The 16,257-nt window shown below is 61.1% G+C and carries 18 protein-coding genes; 13 read left to right on the plus strand and 5 right to left on the minus strand.

Going from position 1 to position 16,257, the window contains the following annotated elements; genetic code table 11:
* Positions 1-70: 70 nt before the first annotated feature.
* Positions 71-1,906, minus strand: a complete 1,836-nt coding sequence (lepA, locus tag PR017_RS16840; protein WP_111216083.1) for a translation elongation factor 4 — start codon at positions 1,904-1,906, stop codon at positions 71-73.
* Between the two features lie 158 nt (positions 1,907-2,064).
* Here lepA and PR017_RS16845 point away from each other — a divergent pair, with 158 nt between their 5' ends.
* From PR017_RS16845 to PR017_RS16860, 4 genes are all read left to right on the plus strand, one after another.
* Positions 2,065-2,634, plus strand: a complete 570-nt coding sequence (locus tag PR017_RS16845) for a helix-turn-helix domain-containing protein (protein ID WP_111216084.1) — start codon at positions 2,065-2,067, stop codon at positions 2,632-2,634.
* A gap of 19 nt (positions 2,635-2,653) precedes the next feature.
* A complete protein-coding gene (locus PR017_RS16850) occupies positions 2,654-3,184 on the plus strand; it encodes a GNAT family N-acetyltransferase (protein WP_111216086.1) in 531 nt (176 codons plus the stop codon).
* A gap of 53 nt (positions 3,185-3,237) precedes the next feature.
* Positions 3,238-4,263 carry a histone deacetylase family protein gene (locus tag PR017_RS16855; RefSeq protein WP_111216087.1) on the plus strand — a complete coding sequence of 342 codons (1,026 nt, stop codon included), beginning with the start codon at positions 3,238-3,240 and terminating at the stop codon, positions 4,261-4,263.
* Between the two features lie 96 nt (positions 4,264-4,359).
* Positions 4,360-5,262: an EamA family transporter gene (locus PR017_RS16860; RefSeq protein ID WP_111216089.1), complete on the plus strand. Its 903-nt coding sequence runs from the start codon at positions 4,360-4,362 to the stop codon at positions 5,260-5,262.
* On the opposite strand, the gene PR017_RS16865 is transcribed toward PR017_RS16860, so the two are convergent.
* Entirely contained in the window at positions 5,259-5,729 is a 471-nt protein-coding gene (locus tag PR017_RS16865) for a group III truncated hemoglobin (RefSeq protein ID WP_111216091.1), read from the minus strand. The two genes, PR017_RS16860 and PR017_RS16865, sit on opposite strands and share 4 nt — an antisense overlap.
* Before the next feature lie 194 nt (positions 5,730-5,923).
* Between PR017_RS16865 and mbfA the strand changes: the two genes are divergently transcribed.
* Positions 5,924-6,907 carry an iron exporter MbfA gene (mbfA, locus tag PR017_RS16870; RefSeq protein WP_111216093.1) on the plus strand — a complete coding sequence of 328 codons (984 nt, stop codon included), beginning with the start codon at positions 5,924-5,926 and terminating at the stop codon, positions 6,905-6,907.
* Positions 6,908-7,021: 114 nt separating this feature from the next.
* On the opposite strand, the gene PR017_RS16875 is transcribed toward mbfA, so the two are convergent.
* From PR017_RS16875 to PR017_RS16885, 3 genes are all read right to left on the minus strand, one after another.
* Positions 7,022-7,417 carry a hypothetical protein gene (locus PR017_RS16875; RefSeq protein WP_111216094.1) on the minus strand — a complete coding sequence of 132 codons (396 nt, stop codon included), beginning with the start codon at positions 7,415-7,417 and terminating at the stop codon, positions 7,022-7,024.
* A 233-nt stretch (positions 7,418-7,650) separates the two neighbouring features.
* Positions 7,651-8,250 (minus strand): transglutaminase-like cysteine peptidase, encoded by a 600-nt coding sequence (locus PR017_RS16880; protein ID WP_111216096.1) that lies wholly within the window; start codon positions 8,248-8,250, stop codon positions 7,651-7,653.
* Positions 8,251-8,403: 153 nt separating this feature from the next.
* Complete coding sequence (locus tag PR017_RS16885; RefSeq protein WP_111216098.1) at positions 8,404-9,207, minus strand: alpha/beta hydrolase; 804 nt, start codon at positions 9,205-9,207, stop codon at positions 8,404-8,406.
* A gap of 176 nt (positions 9,208-9,383) precedes the next feature.
* On the opposite strand from PR017_RS16885, the gene infC reads away from it, so the two are divergent.
* From infC to pheT, 8 genes are all read left to right on the plus strand, one after another.
* Positions 9,384-9,920 carry a translation initiation factor IF-3 gene (gene infC, locus PR017_RS16890; RefSeq protein WP_202617140.1) on the plus strand — a complete coding sequence of 179 codons (537 nt, stop codon included), beginning with the start codon at positions 9,384-9,386 and terminating at the stop codon, positions 9,918-9,920.
* A 307-nt stretch (positions 9,921-10,227) separates the two neighbouring features.
* Positions 10,228-10,431 carry a 50S ribosomal protein L35 gene (rpmI, locus tag PR017_RS16895; protein ID WP_111216101.1) on the plus strand — a complete coding sequence of 68 codons (204 nt, stop codon included), beginning with the start codon at positions 10,228-10,230 and terminating at the stop codon, positions 10,429-10,431.
* A gap of 35 nt (positions 10,432-10,466) precedes the next feature.
* The gene (gene rplT, locus PR017_RS16900) at positions 10,467-10,871 is read left to right on the plus strand and encodes a 50S ribosomal protein L20 (RefSeq protein WP_111216103.1); all 405 of its coding nucleotides are present in this window, start codon (positions 10,467-10,469) and stop codon (positions 10,869-10,871) included.
* Positions 10,872-11,009: 138 nt separating this feature from the next.
* Complete coding sequence (locus PR017_RS16905) at positions 11,010-11,876, plus strand: BUD32 family EKC/KEOPS complex subunit (RefSeq protein ID WP_111216104.1); 867 nt, start codon at positions 11,010-11,012, stop codon at positions 11,874-11,876.
* Entirely contained in the window at positions 11,873-12,955 is a 1,083-nt protein-coding gene (gene pheS / locus PR017_RS16910) for a phenylalanine--tRNA ligase subunit alpha (protein WP_111216106.1), read from the plus strand. Before PR017_RS16905 ends, pheS begins: the two co-directional genes overlap by 4 nt.
* A gap of 36 nt (positions 12,956-12,991) precedes the next feature.
* Positions 12,992-13,282, plus strand: a complete 291-nt coding sequence (locus PR017_RS28435; RefSeq protein ID WP_111216108.1) for a BrnT family toxin — start codon at positions 12,992-12,994, stop codon at positions 13,280-13,282.
* Complete coding sequence (locus PR017_RS16915) at positions 13,224-13,577, plus strand: BrnA antitoxin family protein (protein ID WP_240538821.1); 354 nt, start codon at positions 13,224-13,226, stop codon at positions 13,575-13,577. The genes PR017_RS28435 and PR017_RS16915 overlap by 59 nt, the downstream gene beginning before the upstream one ends.
* 110 nt (positions 13,578-13,687) lie before the next feature.
* Positions 13,688-16,111, plus strand: a complete 2,424-nt coding sequence (gene pheT / locus PR017_RS16920) for a phenylalanine--tRNA ligase subunit beta (RefSeq protein WP_111216111.1) — start codon at positions 13,688-13,690, stop codon at positions 16,109-16,111.
* Positions 16,112-16,257 lie beyond the last annotated feature (146 nt).

A 16,257-nucleotide genomic window follows, 5' to 3' on the forward strand; every position in this document is an offset into this window, starting at 1 on the left:
TCAATGGGAAGAAAAGACAGCAAAAGGGCGCCTTGGCGCCCTCAATCATATGCGTTGAAAGGGCTTCCCCTCACTCGTCGCTCATCTTCAGCGCCGCGATAAACGCTTCCTGCGGAATGTCCACCTTGCCGAACTGGCGCATGCGCTTCTTGCCGGCCTTCTGCTTGTCGAGCAGCTTGCGCTTGCGGGAGGCGTCGCCGCCGTAGCACTTGGCGGTCACGTCCTTGCGCATTGCCGAGATCGTCTCGCGGGCAATGACGTTGCCGCCGATAGCTGCCTGGATCGGGATTTTGAACATGTGCCGCGGGATCAGGTCCTTCAGCTTTTCGCACATGTCGCGGCCGCGCTTTTCGGCGGCGGTCCGGTGTACCAGCATCGACAGCGCGTCGACCGGCTCGCCGTTGACCATGATCGACATTTTCACGAGGTTGCCTTCCTTGTAGCCGTCGAGATGGTAGTCGAAGGAGGCATAGCCCTTGGAAATCGATTTCAGCCGGTCGTAGAAGTCGAACACAACTTCGTTGAGCGGCAGCTCGTAGGTCAGCATGGCGCGCTTGCCGACATAGGTGAGCTCGGTCTGGACGCCACGGCGATCCTGGCAGAGCTTGAGGATGCCACCGAGGTAGTCGTCCGGGGTCAGGATGGTCGCCTTGATCCAAGGCTCGTGGATTTCCGAGATGCGCACGACATCCGGCATGTCGGCCGGATTGTGCAGCTCGCGTTCGCTGCCGTCGGTCATGTTGAGCTTGTAGACCACAGACGGCGCGGTGGCGATGAGGTCGAGATCGAACTCGCGCTCGAGGCGTTCCTGGATGATTTCGAGATGCAGGAGGCCGAGGAAGCCGCAGCGGAAACCGAAGCCGAGAGCGGCAGATGATTCCATTTCGAACGAGAACGAGGCGTCGTTGAGGCGCAGCTTGCCCATGGCAGCGCGCAGATCCTCGAAGTCGGCCGCATCGACGGGGAACAACCCGCAGAAGACGACCGGCTGGGCCGGCTTGAAGCCCGGCAGCGCCTTGGCCGTAGGCTTCTTGTCTTCAGTGATGGTGTCGCCGACGCGGGTGTCTGCCACTTCCTTGATCGAGCCGGTGAAGAAGCCGATCTCGCCCGGGCCGAGGCTGTCGACGGTCAGCATCTTTGGCGTCAGCACGCCAACGCGTTCGACCTGGTATTTTGCGTCGGTGCCCATCATTCGGATGGTCTGGCCCTTGGTCAACACGCCGTCGAGGATCCGCACCAGAACCATGACCCCGAGATAGGTGTCGTACCAGCTGTCGACCAAGAGCGCCTTCAGCGGGCCTTTTTCGCCCATCTCGCTTTTCGGCGCCGGCAGCTGGTGGACGATGGCTTCCAGAACCTCGGGGATGCCAAAGCCGGTCTTGGCCGAAATCAGTACGGCTTGGCTGGCGTCGATGCCGATGACTTCCTCGATCTGCTCGCGGATGCGGTCGGGCTCGGCGGCGGGCAGGTCTATCTTGTTGAGGACCGTGACGATCTCGTGGTTGTTGTCGATGGCCTGGTAGACGTTGGCCAGCGTCTGCGCCTCGACGCCCTGTGACGCGTCGACCACCAGCAGCGAGCCTTCGCAGGCCGAAAGCGAGCGCGAAACTTCATAGGCGAAGTCGACGTGGCCGGGTGTGTCGATCAGGTTGAGGACGTATTTTTCGCCGTTGTTGGCCTGGTAGTGCAGGCGCACGGTCTGAGCCTTGATGGTGATGCCGCGTTCGCGCTCGATGTCCATGCTGTCGAGCACCTGCTCCGACATGTCGCGTTCGGCAAGGCCGCCCGTCGATTGGATCAGCCGGTCGGCAAGCGTCGATTTGCCATGGTCGATATGGGCGACAATGGAAAAGTTGCGGATATGGTCGAGTGGGATGCGGTTCGGATCGGTGCTCATGCGCGCCATATAGCAGCGCCGTCCTCAGCCGCAAAGCGGAAAACGGGTGCAGTGCAGGGCTTTGAGGGAATTTGCAAAGCACCCGAGGCGGCAAATCTCCGCGCATGACGGGGGTTGATTCCATGATATGACTACGATATTCTCTGATAGTAGAAATTGAGGGTGTCATGGAACAGGAACTGGACATTGCAGTTGGCGTCCGGATCCGACAGTTGCGAATCGATAAGGCGCTGACACTGGATGAGTTGGCCCGGTCCTCGGGCGTCAGCCGTGCCATGATCTCGCGGATCGAGCGCGCCGAGGCGAGCCCGACCGCGTCACTGCTGGCGCGCCTTTGCGCGGCTCTCGGTCTGTCTCTTTCCGCCTTTTTCGCGGACGAGGGCAGGGCCGCGTCGCCCTTGGCGAGGCGCGAGGAGCAGCCAGTCTGGCGGGATCCGGAGACGGGCTATGTGAGGCGCGCAGTCTCGCCGGCGCGCACCGCTTCGCCCGTCGAGATCGTCGAGATTTCGTTTCCACCCGGCGCCCGCGTCAGTTTTCCACCGCATGCTGCCGGCCGTGGCATCACTCAGCACCTCTGGCTGTTCGAGGGCGAGATGGAGGTGATCACGGCCGCCGCCGTCCAGCGGCTACATGCTGGCGATTGCCTATTCATGCCCATTGGCGAGGGCCACGTCTTCCACAATCCGACCGAACGTCCCGCACGCTATTGCATCGTGCTCGACCAGAGCGGCCGATGACCAAAATCTGGAGAAAACAATGATCGATATCCGCATGCTCGATGCCGACCAGGCTCGCGGCGCAGGGCCGCAGCTTGCCGAAATCCTGGTGGATTGCGTCGAAGACGGCGCCTCCCTCGGTTTCATGCACCCCTTCGACGTCACGGATGCGCTTCCCTTCTGGATTGGCGTCGCCGATGACGTGGCATCCGGAAAGACGCTTCTGTTTGTCGCCGAGATCGATGGTGAGATGGTCGGTACGGTGCAGATCGGCTTTGCCAGCATGCCAAACCAGAGACATCGCGGCGACCTCAAGAAGCTGCTCGTTCACCGCTCTGCGCGGGGCAAGGGCGTGTCCCGGCTGCTCACGGAAGCCGCCGAGCAGGAGGCGGCAAGGCACGGCAAGAGCCTGCTGGTGCTCGATACCGCAACCGGCAGCGCGGCCGAAGCCATCTATCCGCGCCTCGGATGGAACAGGGTAGGCATCATTCCGGACTATGCCGCCTGGCCACAAGGTGGCCTCGGCGATGTGACGCTGTTCTACAAGCGGATAGGGCTTCCTGCCGCTTGACAGCGGTGGCCTCGTCCCCGTTCTATCCTCCCGGACGACAATGGGGGCCTCCAATGCGCATTTTCTATTCCGAAGACCACAAGCTGCGCGATGCAAAGACGGAACTCCATGGCGGCTTGCTGGTGACCCCGTTCGAGGGGCCGTTCCGCGCAGAGTGGATCCTCGCGGCAGTGCGGGAGGCCGGTTTCTCCGACGTGGTGTCGCCGCGACCGCAGGGGATCGAAACCGCACTGACAGTTCATGACGCCGGCTATCTCGATTTTCTTTCCAAGGTCTGGCAGCTGTGGAAGGCAAGCGGAGCGGAAGGCGAGGCGATCGCGACGTCGCTGCCGGTGCGCCGCTCCACCCAGCGCATTCCCAACGATATCGACGGAATGCTCGGCTACTATGCCAATGCTACCGAGACCTCCATCACCGATGGTACCTATGAGGCCGCGCTTTCCGCCATGCGTTGCGCCCTCGATGGCGCGGATTGGCTGAATGCCGGTAACCGCTTTGCCTTCGCGCTCTGCCGCCCGCCCGGTCATCATGCCGGTATCGATCTTTTCGGCGGCTATTGCTTCATCAACAATGCCGCCGTCGCAGCCGAACGGCTGATCGAGCATGGCGCGAAAAAGGTCGCCATCCTCGACGTCGATTTTCACCACGGCAACGGCACGCAGGACATCACCTACCAGCGCAGCGATATCTTCTTTGCTTCGCTTCACGGCGAGCCGGCCAATGCCTTCCCCTATTTCTGGGGTTACGCCGACGAAATCGGGGCAGGCGCCGGCGAAGGGTGCAACGCCAATTATCCTCTGCCGCGCGACACTGCCTGGTCTGCCTGGTCTGCAGCGCTCGCCGATGCGCTCGCCCGCATCAAGGCGTCAGGCGCCGAGGCAATTGTGCTGTCGCTCGGCGTCGATACGTTCGAGCGCGACCCGATCTCCTTCTTCAGGCTCGCCTCCGAGGATTTCAGCCGCATGGGGACGATGATCGCCGCGGTCGGCCTGCCCGTGATCACCTGCATGGAGGGCGGCTACGGCGTTCCGGAAATCGGCCTCAACGTCGCCAATGTTCTGATGGGCCTGGAAGCCTGATCCGCAGCCATCGGTTTTCCTGATGTCAGCATGACAATTTGGCGTTTGCCGCCATGCCCGCCGCCCGCTAGGAGCGGTAGCAAAGGGGGGATTGGCATGGATCAGCACGCAGCGACGATGGGAAGCGATGGCGGTGCGCCGCTGATGCCGGTCCCCAATGAGGCGCCACAGGGCGGCATGGCCGCAGGTGCACTGATGTGCCTGCTGTCGATGACGTCGATCCAGTTCGGCGCGGCTTTTTCGTCGCCGGCCATCGGGCTCTACGGCGCAGCTGGCGCCAGCTGGCTGCGGCTCGGCTTTGCAGCCCTTATTCTTCTCGCCATCGTCCGCCCGCCGATCTTTCGCTACAGCCGCCGGCAATGGTTGGGCGCCCTGGTGCTGGGCACGGTAACGGCCTGTATGACGATGTCGTTCTTCGCGGCAATCCAGCGCATCCCGCTCGGGCTGCTTGTGGCCATCGACTTCCTGGGGCCGCTTTCCGTTGCAGCCTTCGGCTATGGCATCGGCTGGCGGCTGGCCTGGCCAGTGGTGGCGGGCATTGGCGTGTTGTTTCTGGCGCGCGACGGACAGGGCTGGGTGGGCAACCTGCCAGGTGTCATGTTCGCGCTCGCCTCGGCTGTCGGATGGGCGATCTACATTGTTCTCACAAAGAAAGTCGGCGCCGCCTTCAAGGGTTTCGAGGGGCTGGCAATGTCGCTCATGGTGGCGGCCCTGGTGGCCACGCCCTTCGGCCTGCCGGCCTCGATAGGTGCTCTCTCGTGGGAAGGCCTGGGCGAAATGCTCGGCCTCGCCATCCTCGTGCCGCTGTTGCCCTACGCGCTGGAGATGGTGGCGCTGCGGCGCATGCCGACAGCCTCCTTCGGTATCCTGATGAGCCTGGAGCCAGCGCTCGGCGCGCTTGCAGGCTTCCTGGTGCTGTCGCAGCCGATGACACTGCTGCAGATGCTGGGAACGGCCTTTGTCGTCGCAGCCAGCGTCGGTGCGACGCTCGCGCCCTAGGCTGGAGGAGGACCGGCCGGCGCGTCGTTGGCTGGACTGTAGAAAAGCGCCAGGAACATGCTCTTGGCGATCCGCTCCGCCGTTGTCATGAACCAGTCGCGGGCCTCTGGCGTCGGCGCGATATCCGCGAGCGTCGCAGCGAATAGCCCCAGCCATTCCGGAAACATTTCCGGCACCAGCCCCTCGACCGAAGCATGCGCCTGCACGGGCTTGCCGCCATAGGCGCCGGTCTTCAAGGCGATCGATGACCAGAAGCGCTTCATCTTTTCCATATGCTCCGGCCAGCGACCGGACAGCCGCGCCTCGAAGACAGGCCCAAGTCGCGGGTGCACCTGGATCCGTTGGTAAAACTCTTCGACCAACTGGTCTATGAACGCCATATCGATGCCGATGCGCAACATGTCCGCCTCGGCACGCTCGCGCATCGCGGCGATCTGGGCGGCGCGGCCCTGCAACTCGTTGGTCATTCGGTTTTGCTCCTGCCGCAGCCACTCTTGCAGCCATGGAGGCCGCGTAAGAACAGCCGGTATAGCCGCGTTGCAGACGATACAGAAGGCCATGCCCGGCGGCTTTGCTCAAATTGCACGATTGCCCTTGCCAGGATCTTGACCCGTGCCATATCGCACTTTAGATTTAGATTAATTCTAAAGTGGAGACACCCATGCTGACCCGCCTGTTCCGATCGTCCAAGCGCCCGTTCAAGTCCCTGACGGAGCAGGAAGTCCTCGCCGTGGCAATCGCGGCCGAAGAGGACGATTCCCGCATCTACCTTGCCTATGCCGACACCCTCAGGCCGAAATATCCCGCGTCTGCCAAGGTTTTCGAGGACATGGCCGAAGTCGAAAGCACGCACCGCAAGATGCTGATCGAGATGCATCGCAGGCGGTTCGGCGAGCGCATCCCGCTTATTCGCCGCGAACATGTACAGGGCTTCTACGAGCGCAAGCCGGATTGGCTGCGCAACACGCTGTCTCTGGAGGCCATGCGCCAGGAAGCCGAGACGATGGAGGGCCAGGCCTATCGCTTCTATCTCCAGGCCGCCAAGCAGACCTCCGATGCCGGGACGCGTCAGCTGCTCGACGATCTCGCCATGGCCGAGCAGGGCCACGAAGACGTCGCCGCAATGCTGAGCGAGAAACATACGCCCGAGGACGTCAAGAAGAACGAAAATGCCGATGCCCGTCGGCAGATGGTTCTCACCTATGTACAGCCGGGCCTTGCAGGCCTTATGGACGGCTCCGTCTCGACGCTGGCGCCAATCTTCGCCGCAGCGTTCGCCACGCAAGACACCTGGCAGACGTTTCTTGTCGGCCTTTCAGCGTCCGTCGGTGCCGGCATTTCGATGGGCTTCACAGAAGCCGCCCATGACGATGGCAAGATTTCCGGTCGCGGCTCGCCGATCAAGCGCGGTCTGGCCTGCGGCATCATGACGGCACTCGGTGGCCTCGGACATGCCTTGCCCTACCTTATCCCTGATTTCTGGACGGCCACCATCACCGCTGGCGTCGTTGTCTTCTTCGAGCTCTGGGCGATTGCCTTTATCCAGAACAAGTTCATGGAAACGCCATTCCTGCGTGCCGCTTTCCAGGTCGTCCTCGGTGGCGGTCTCGTCCTGGCGGCAGGTATCCTGATCGGCAATGTGTGACGGACATTTCGCTCCGGCAGATCCTGCCTGGACCAGCAATGCAAGTGGGACCGAAGCCATTCGGCTTCGGTCCCATGTTTATATTCGGAAATCCCTTGATGGCGCTCGCCCGGCTCAGTTTCCGCCGCGGCTGAACATTGGGCCACGCGGCGAGTCAGCGTTAGGCACAATGATCTGGTTGTTGTCGGGACGGTCGCGGTTGTAGTCTCTTCTTGGACCGTCGGGCCTGCCGTCACCGCGTCCCGGCCCGCGCGGCCTGTCGTTGTCCCGACGACGATCCGCGTAATCGCGTCTGTGGTATCCGCCGTCGCGACGGTAGCCCGGGTAACCGCGATAGTAGCCGCCGTCACGGTATCCACCATAATAGCCACCGTTATACCCACCACCATAATACGGCGCGTCGTAAGTGGTGACGTAGGCGCCGCTGTAGCCTCCGCCTTCCACGCAACCGACGAGAGTGAGGGTTCCGATCCCCATGGCGGCCGTCAACAGCAATGATCTGATTTTCATTTGTTTCTCCCCACACTCGGATCTGGGAATGAAAACATATTTCCAAATCTCAGCCGAGCCAATTTATATTTCTGAACGTTCTAATGCAGCTGACCCGCCGAAGTTCCATCCGCGTGCACGGAATGCTTCGAGGCGCTTGTGAGGCGGCATAAACAAACGGGTCATTGCGACGCAATGTCTTGCCGGCTCCGGTCGAGCCGTGGCATCCGCAAGGTTCCGGATGCAGTCCCGCCTTACTTCAAGGCACCCACCAGTACGTCACGGCCATTCTCGATCGTCACCCAGCGGCCTGCATTGTAGCTCGCCTGGCGTTTGATGTAGGAATAGGGCGTCTGGTACCAGATCTTCACTTCATCGGTGAGGTTGTCGAGCTCGTAATCGCCCTGCGCAGTACGCAGCGTCAGAATGGCGTGGCCTTCGCCGTCCGGCTTGCGGACGACGGTCATGAGAAGGTTGGACGGAGAAAAGCCGCGCTGGATCAGGATACGGCGCTTCAGCAGTGCAAAGTCTTCGCAATCGCCAGCGGTTACCGGATAGGCCCAGTATTCTTCCTTGCCATAGACTTCCATGTCCGTGGCCGGAATAATGGTAGTGTTGACCTGCAGATTGACCTGCTTGACCGTTGCCCAGTTTGCATCGGTCATTTTGACGGGCATGAGATCTGAATTAGGGCCGCATTCGCTGCGGTAGCGCTGGCAGAAATCATAATGGCCAATCGGCTGCGAGGTGGTACCGCCGACAACCATCGAAGGCCCACTCTGGGACGCCGGCATTGCCGATGTCGACATGGCGAATATCGCCACTAAGGCTAGAAAGATGCCCTTGAAATCCACGCCAGCAACCTCGTACCGTCCCTAATTCTTAACAAATTGTTAATGGACACGAGGCCGCATGGTCAATCGTTACTTAAACGTTAACGGGGTGAACCGTGCAACATGGTTAAAATGCAACAGAAGTCGGCGACGGCTCAAGGGCGACCGATGCGCCTATAGCGTTGCGAACGCCGCGATCACCTCCAGCATCCTTTCCAGATCCTGCGGGCGGGAGAGGCGATGGTCGCCATCGCGGATGAGCGTCAGCACCACGTCGTCGGCAGGCAGGTGCTCCACCAGTTTCATCGCGTGGGCATGAGGCACGTCCTCGTCCTGCATGCCCTGCAAGATGTGGACCGGGCAGCCAGTCTCGATCATGCCTGACAGCACTTGGTTCGCCCGGCCGTCCTCGATCAGCTTCCGCATATAGATATTGGGGATAGGACTGTAGGCAGACGGCTCCTCGAAAAACCCTTTCTCCGCCAAAGCCTGGCGCTCGGCATCTTTCAGGTTTGGTTCGATCAGGTCGATCGTAAAGTCCGGTGCCGGGGCGATCAGAACCAGGCCCTGGATAACTGGCGCACTCTTCCGGGCGCGCAGTTCCTGGATCAATCGCAGCGCGATCCATCCACCCATAGACGAGCCCACGATTACGAGGCGTTGCGGATTGGCGTGATCGACAACCGCCAGCGTTTCCTCCAGCCAACGCGAGATCGTGCCATCGCGAAAGTCGCCGCCCGAGACGCCGTGACCGGAATAGTCGAACCGGATGCATCCAAGACCCAGCCGCTCGGCCATCGCATCGACCTCGACTGCCTTGGAGCCCCCCATGTCGGAGCGATAGCCTGACAGCCAGAGAACTGTTGCCTGCTTTTCGGGGTTCGAGGTCTCGCGAAGTCGCATGGCGATCGGACGGGCACCATCGCCGCTGCCGACAGTGATGGTCTCGGGCGGAAGGGCATTTGCTGTTTCGGACATAGCTGAGCTCCTGTTTGGCCGCTTTTAAAACAGATTCGCTTCCGGGCTGACAGGAGGTGATTTCTGCCATACACTGTGCTATTGACATCGCTGCCGCTTTGAGCACATTGCCGCCAACTGCGCCGACGGGAGCTTGGGGCCGCAAATACTTTAAACAATTCGTGGAGAATACGACCATTCGCAGACCTTTTAAAACCGACGCTCCCGTTAAGGACGGGCCGCGTTCAAACCGGGAAATTCGCATCCCGAAAGTCCAGCTCATCGGAGCGGACGGCGCAAACCTGGGCATAGTCCCGACAGACGAAGCAATGAAGATGGCGGAAGACTCAGGTCTCGACCTGGTGGAAATTTCCCCTAACGCAGAGCCGCCCGTCTGCAAGATTCTCGACCTCGGCAAGCTGAAATACGCCAACCAGAAGAAGGCGGCCGAAGCGCGCAAGAAGCAGAAGATCGTCGAAATCAAAGAAATCAAGATGCGTCCGAATATCGACACCCATGACTACGAGGTGAAGATGAAGGCCATGAGCCGCTTTTTCGATGAAGGCGACAAGGTCAAGGTTACCCTGAAGTTCCGCGGCCGCGAAATGGCCCACCAGGAACTCGGCATGAAGCTGCTGCAGCAGGTCAAGGTCGACACAATCGAGTTTGCCAAGGTCGAAGCCGAACCGAAGCTCGAAGGTCGCCAGATGATGATGGTGCTCGCGCCGAAGTAAGGGTGCGGACCGTCACACTGGAAGTCGAAGCCGTCCGTCCGGGCGGCTTTTTCTTTTGTCAGGGCTGCGTTCGAAAGATTCAGCTGCGGCCCCGTTGCACTTTGGCGGGACTGCGGTTATAGGACCCCGTCCGAACTGACCGGCAGGGCATGCCGTGGCAGTTCAGAATGCTTGCAGAACGGTTCGTCACCGCACCTGCAGTTCAACAACCAAGCCACCCGCACTTTGTGCAAGCCCGGCATGCCGGACCTGCGAGAGGCGCCTTTTTCAAAAAGAGCGCGACCGGGGGCATAGAAGGAGTAGCAAAATGCCCAAGATGAAGACGAAGTCCTCTGCCAAGAAGCGGTTCAAGATCACCGCGACCGGCAAGGTAAAGGCCGCCGCTGCTGGCAAGCGCCACGGCATGATCAAGCGTAGCAACAAGTTCATTCGCGATGCACGCGGCACCATGGTTCTTTCCGAGCCAGATGGTCGCAAGGTCATCAAGAATTACTTGCCGAACGGTCGCTAAGACCCTTCGCCCGCTATTATTAAGGAGATCATGACATGGCACGTGTCAAAAGAGGCGTCACCTCGCACGCCAAGCATAAGAAGGTTCTGAAGCAGGCCAAGGGTTTCTACGGCCGCCGCAAGAACACCATCCGCGCCGCCAAGGCAGCGGTCGATCGCTCCAAGCAGTACGCTTACCGCGACCGCAAGGTAAACAAGCGCAATTTCCGCGCCCTCTGGATCCAGCGTATCAACGCTGCCGTCCGCGAGCACGGCCTGACCTACGGCCGCTTCATCGATGGCCTCACCAAGGCTGGCATCGAAGTCGACCGCAAGGTTCTGTCTGACATGGCGATCCATGAAGTCGAAGCATTCGGCGCCCTGGTTGCTGCCTCGAAGAAGGCGCTGGACTATCTGAAGGATGCCGGCACGAAGAACGAATTCGAAGCGGTCGTTAAGTAACGGCGCGACGAACCCTTTGTGTTCCAGGTTTGAAACCCGCGCCGGCAAGCTGGCGCGGGTTTCGCGTTTTCGTCACCCCGTTTTTTCATCAACCCAGTCTCTGAGCGGCGCGCCAGGCCCGCAAGACAGGATCGCAAAGTGGAAGACCAGCAAGATTATCTGCGTTCTCTACCGGATCTGACCGCCAGCGACCTCGAGACGCTGCTTGCGGTGCTGGTTTCTGGCAAGAAGCGCGTTGAGCGGGTCGTCCTGTCGAAGCGGACTGTCTGGATCAAGCGCTACGGCACGGAGAAGCCGACATGGTGGCGTCACCTGCAGGCTTTTGTCTCACGATTGATCCCCGTCGATTACCTCAGGCCCTCACCCTATCTGACGCCACGAGAGATGGCAGAGCGCGAACAGCGGCGCATCCGGTTGTTTGCCGCAAGCGGCATCGCCACTCCCCAGATCCTCTATGCCTCCAGGAGCGCCATCGTGCTGACCCATGTCGGCGAGACGGTGCAGACGCGCCTGCGCAACTCGGATGACGATACAGTCCGCGACGGGCTGCTGGTTGCCTGCGCCGAGGAGCTCGGGCGCCTCCACGCCGCCGGTCTCTGCCACGGGCGGCCGTACCCGCGCGACATGTTTTTCGCCGGCGACAGGCTCGGTTTCATGGATTTCGAGGAGGAGCCGCAAAGCGTCATGCCGCTACCGGTGGCCCAGGCGCGCGACATATGGCTGCTGTTCCTGCAGATTGCCAGCACGGCCCGGCGCGGTACGGATACCTTCGACGCTGCCTACAGCGCGTGGTCGGCGCGGGCGCCAGTGGCAGCGATTGCCGAATTGCGACGCATGACCGGCTTCCTCGGGCATTTTTTGTCCTTTGCCCGGTTGATTGGCCGCGTCCGCATGGGTAGTGATCTGCGGCGCTTCATTGTCGCCACGAGCTATCTGGCGACGGTGCCGTCCGATAGTCGCTCCAGCACGACCCACGAAGAACGCCCGCAAGGCAGGACACCATGACCGAACTCGATACATTGCAACAGCAGCTGCTTTCCGACGTCCATGCCGCTTCCGACGAGGCGGCCATCGAAGCCGTCCGGCTGTCGGCGCTCGGCAAGAAGGGCTCGGTCTCGGAACTGCTGAAGACGCTGGGCGGAATGTCGCCGGAGGAACGCCAGACGCGCGGTGCCGCTATCAATGCGTTGAAAACCGTCGTGACCGAGGCCATCGTCGGCCGCAAGGCAGAGCTGAAGGACGCCGCGATCACGGAGAAGCTCAAGGCGGAGACCGTTGACGTCAGCCTGCCGGTGCGCTCCTCGCCGGCCGAACGCGGTCGAATCCATCCGATCAGCCAGATCGTCGACGAGATCACGGCGATCTTCGGCGATATGGGCTTCTCGATTGCCGAGGGTCCCGACGTAGAGACCGATCATTACAATTTCACGGCGCTGAATTTCCCGGAAGGCCACCCGGCCCGCGAAATGCATGACACGTTCTTCTTCCAGCCGGACGAAAACGGCGAGCGGAAGGTACTGCGCACCCACACCTCGCCCGTGCAGGTCCGCACGATGGAATCCCAGAAGCCGCCGATCCGCATCATCATCCCCGGCAAGACCTATCGCCAGGATTCAGACGCAACCCATTCGCCGATGTTCCATCAGGTTGAGGGGCTCGTGGTCGACAGGAAAGCCAATGTCGGAAACCTGCGTTGGGTTCTCGAAGAGTTCTGCAAGGCCTTCTTCGAGGTCGACAGCGTCACCATGCGCTTCCGTCCGTCCTTCTTCCCGTTCACCGAGCCGTCCTTCGAGGTCGACATCCAGTGCGACCGTTCCGGCCCGAGCGTCAAGTTCGGCGAAGGCACCGACTGGATGGAGATCCTCGGCTGCGGCATGGTCCATCCGAACGTGCTGCGCCACGGCGGGCTCGACCCGGACGAATACCAGGGCTTTGCCTGGGGCATGGGCCTCGACCGCATCGCCATGCTGAAATACGGCATGCCGGACCTACGCGACTTCTTCAACGCAGACGTCCGCTGGATCTCCCACTACGGCTTCCGCCCCCTCGACATGCCGACGCTGTTTGGCGGTTTGAGCGTGTAGTTTTATTGTGGCCACAATTAAATATGTGTGGTAGAGATGGATCTGGAGTGGGACGAGGAGAAGCGGCAAACCAACCTTCGCCAAAGAGGGCTGGATTTCGCTGACGTTCTTGACTTCGACCTGGAAACCATCGTGACGTATATCGATCAACGTCGGGAATATGGTGAGACGCGCTATAATTCGACGGGGTATCTTAGAGGTGTCCTGTGCAGTTTTTGCTGGACAGAAAGAGGCGGAAAGCTACGCATCATTTCGCTGAGGAAGATCAATGACCGCGAACGCAAAATCTACGAGCGCGAAAAGCCTTCGGCTACCGACACTGGATGACGTTAATTCCGGTGTCGTCAGCATGGACGAGTATGAGATTGCCCATGGTGAGGACATTCCAGAGCTTACAGAGGGCACGATGGCGGGGGCGCTGCCGATCTCGGAACTCCCGCAATTAAAGGCAGCGTTTGAAAAGGCGCGGGGCGAGCGTGGTCCGCAGAAGGCCGCTGTCAAGGAGCGGATCGGTTTGCGCCTTGATGCAGAAGTGGTTTCGCATTTCCGCCAGACCGGGCCCGGCTGGCAGAGCCGCATCAACGCAGTGCTGACAGAGTATGTGAAGGCGACCGGTAAGTGAACTTCGATGCCGAAGTTTGCAAAGCGATGCGTGCGGATTGTTTCGAAAAATCAACCTTTCCATTGAAGAAATCAAGGCCTTGGTGCCGATAGCCTAATGAGAAGAAACCTATGAAATTCACACTCTCCTGGCTGAAGGATCACCTCGACACCGAGGCTGGTCTCGATGAAATCTGCACCCGGCTGACCGAGATCGGGCTTGAAGTCGATGCTGTCGACGACAAGGCGGCATTCAAGCCGTTCGTTATCGCCAAGGTGCTGTCGGCTGAAAAGCATCCGCAGGCCGACCGGCTGAAGGTGTTGATGGTCGATACCGGTGCGGACAAGCCAGTGCAGGTCGTCTGTGGCGCGCCGAATGCTCGGGCCGGGATGATCGGCGCTTTCGCCCCCGCCGGCACCTATGTGCCCGGCATCGATGTGACGCTGACGGTCGGCAATATCCGTGGTGTCGAAAGCCATGGCATGATGTGCTCCGAGAAGGAGTTGCAGATTTCCGACAACCATGACGGCATCATCGACCTGGCCGATGATGCACCGGTCGGTTCGAGCTATGCCACTTACGCCGGCCTCGACGATGCCATGATCGACGTCAACCTGACGCCGAACCGGCCGGATTGCACCTCGATCTACGGCATCGCACGCGATCTCGCCGCATCCGGCCTCGGCACGCTGAAGACCCGCGCGGCACCTGCGTTCCCCATTGAGGGCGAAACGCCGGTGAAGGTGACGCTCGATCTCGATGACCCCAGGCTCTGCCCCGGCTTCGCGCTCCGCCTGGTGCGCGGCGTTAAGAACGGCCCGAGCCCGGCCTGGATGCAGCAGCGGCTGCTGGCGATCGGTTTGCGGCCGATCAGCGCGCTGGTCGATATCACCAATTACATGACCTTCGACCAAGGCCGTCCGATGCACGTTTTCGACGCTGCCAAGGTCAAGGGCGACCTGACCGTGCGCCGTGCCCGCGACGGAGAAACCGTCCTCGCGCTGGATACCCGAGAATACAAGCTTTCCGGCAACAACGTCGTCATCGTTGACGACAACGGCATCGAGTCCATCGGTGGCATCATGGGCGGCGAGCACTCGGGCTGCGACGAGAACACCACCGACGTGCTGATCGAATCCGCACTGTGGGACGCCATGAACATCGCCAAGTCCGGCCGCAGCCTTGGCATCATCACCGACGCCCGCTATCGTTTCGAGCGCGGCGTCGATCCGGACTATATGTTGCCCGGTCTTGAGCGCACTACGGAACTGGTGCTGGAGATCTGCGGCGGTACTGCTGCCAAGGCCAATGTCGTCGGCTACACGCCCTATGAGCCCAAGATCGTCGATTTCCCCTTCGCCGAAATCAAGCGGCTGACCGGCCTTGAGGTCTCCACCACCGAGAGCACCGAAATCCTGCAGCGCCTCGGCTTCAAGGTCTCGGGCTCCGGCGAGCGCGTCTCGGTTGCGGTCCCCTCCTGGCGCCCGGATGTCGACGGCAAGGCTGATCTCGTCGAGGAGGTCATGCGTATCCACGGCGTCGATAATATTAAGCCTACGCCTCTTGAAAGCCATGCCGCCGTCAACGGCAAGATCCTGACGACGCTGCAGATCCGCACCCGCACCGCTAAGCGTGCGCTGGCCTCGCGTGGCATGCTGGAAGCGGTCATGTGGTCGTTCATCTCGACGGACCAGGCGAAGCTGTTCGGCGGCGGATCCGATACCCTGAGACTTGCTAACCCTATCGCGGCCGACATGTCCGATATGCGGCCGTCGCTGCTGCCGGGCTTGCTGAGTGCTGCTCAGAGAAACGCCGACAAGGGCTACGGCGACGTTGCGCTGTTCGAAGTCTCCGGCACCTACGAGAGCGACCGGCCGGAAGGCCAGCGGCGAGTGGCTGGCGGCATCCGTCGGGGCACGGCGACGCTTTCTGGCGCCGGTCGCATCTGGTCGAACGCTACCAAGGGCGGTGGCAAGGCGGTCGATGTATTCGATGCCAAGGCCGATGCCCTGGCCGTCATCGAGGCTTGCGGGCTGCCGATGGGCAATATCCAGATCGAGCATGGCGGGCCGGATTGGTACCACCCCGGTCGCTCCGGTACGATCAAGATGGGCCCTAAGGTCGTGCTCGGTTATTTCGGCGAGTTCCATCCGAAGACGCTGGAGGCACTCGATGTCTCAGGAGCGCTCTGTGGCTTCGAGGTGTTCCTCGACGTCATGCCCGAGCCGAAGCGCAAGCCGACGCGGACCAAGCCGGCGCTCGAGCTTTCGCCCTTGCAGGTGGTCAAGCGTGACTTCGCCTTTGTCGTCGACAAGACGGTGGAAGCCGGCGCCATCATCCGGGCGGCATCCGGCGCAGACCGAAAGCTGGTGACGTCAGTCAACATCTTCGATGTGTTCGAAGGCGCTTCGCTCGGCGAGGGCAAGAAATCAGTCGCCATCGAGGTTCAGATCCAGCCGGCGGAGCGCACATTGACCGATCAGGATTTCGACGCGCTGACCCAGAAGATCGTCGCCAACGTCACCAAGACGACCGGTGGCGTGTTGCGCGGCTGATACCCATAAACCCACAGGCGCCTCACTCGCCGCCACGTCTGACGGCGGGTGAGCGCCTCTCTGGTGCGTAGCATCATATTTTTGCGATGCACCAAACCTCGACCCCTTGTCCATGAGCGCATTTGCGCATAGCGAGGAATGGTGCC

The organism is Rhizobium tumorigenes, from assembly GCF_003240565.2.
In the GTDB taxonomy this organism is placed as follows: Bacteria; Pseudomonadota; Alphaproteobacteria; order Rhizobiales; family Rhizobiaceae; genus Rhizobium; species Rhizobium tumorigenes.

Excerpts from the sequence above, each read along its gene's own strand:
- PR017_RS16850 (WP_111216086.1), top strand. The coding sequence starts at position 2,654 with ATGATCGATATCCGCATGCTCGATGCCGACCAGGCTCGCGGCGCAGGG.
- rplT (WP_111216103.1), top strand. The coding sequence starts at position 10,467 with ATGGCACGTGTCAAAAGAGGCGTCACCTCGCACGCCAAGCATAAGAAG.
- PR017_RS16855 (WP_111216087.1), top strand. The coding sequence starts at position 3,238 with ATGCGCATTTTCTATTCCGAAGACCACAAGCTGCGCGATGCAAAGACG.
- PR017_RS16865 (WP_111216091.1), bottom strand. The coding sequence starts at position 5,729 with ATGACCAACGAGTTGCAGGGCCGCGCCGCCCAGATCGCCGCGATGCGC.
- PR017_RS16875 (WP_111216094.1), bottom strand. The coding sequence starts at position 7,417 with ATGAAAATCAGATCATTGCTGTTGACGGCCGCCATGGGGATCGGAACC.
- pheS (WP_111216106.1), top strand. The coding sequence starts at position 11,873 with ATGACCGAACTCGATACATTGCAACAGCAGCTGCTTTCCGACGTCCAT.
- PR017_RS16845 (WP_111216084.1), top strand. The coding sequence starts at position 2,065 with ATGGAACAGGAACTGGACATTGCAGTTGGCGTCCGGATCCGACAGTTG.
- rpmI (WP_111216101.1), top strand. The coding sequence starts at position 10,228 with ATGCCCAAGATGAAGACGAAGTCCTCTGCCAAGAAGCGGTTCAAGATC.
- PR017_RS16885 (WP_111216098.1), bottom strand. The coding sequence starts at position 9,207 with ATGTCCGAAACAGCAAATGCCCTTCCGCCCGAGACCATCACTGTCGGC.
- PR017_RS28435 (WP_111216108.1), top strand. The coding sequence starts at position 12,992 with ATGGATCTGGAGTGGGACGAGGAGAAGCGGCAAACCAACCTTCGCCAA.
- pheT (WP_111216111.1), top strand. The coding sequence starts at position 13,688 with ATGAAATTCACACTCTCCTGGCTGAAGGATCACCTCGACACCGAGGCT.
- PR017_RS16915 (WP_240538821.1), top strand. The coding sequence starts at position 13,224 with ATGACCGCGAACGCAAAATCTACGAGCGCGAAAAGCCTTCGGCTACCG.
- lepA (WP_111216083.1), bottom strand. The coding sequence starts at position 1,906 with ATGGCGCGCATGAGCACCGATCCGAACCGCATCCCACTCGACCATATC.
- PR017_RS16860 (WP_111216089.1), top strand. The coding sequence starts at position 4,360 with ATGGATCAGCACGCAGCGACGATGGGAAGCGATGGCGGTGCGCCGCTG.
- mbfA (WP_111216093.1), top strand. The coding sequence starts at position 5,924 with ATGCTGACCCGCCTGTTCCGATCGTCCAAGCGCCCGTTCAAGTCCCTG.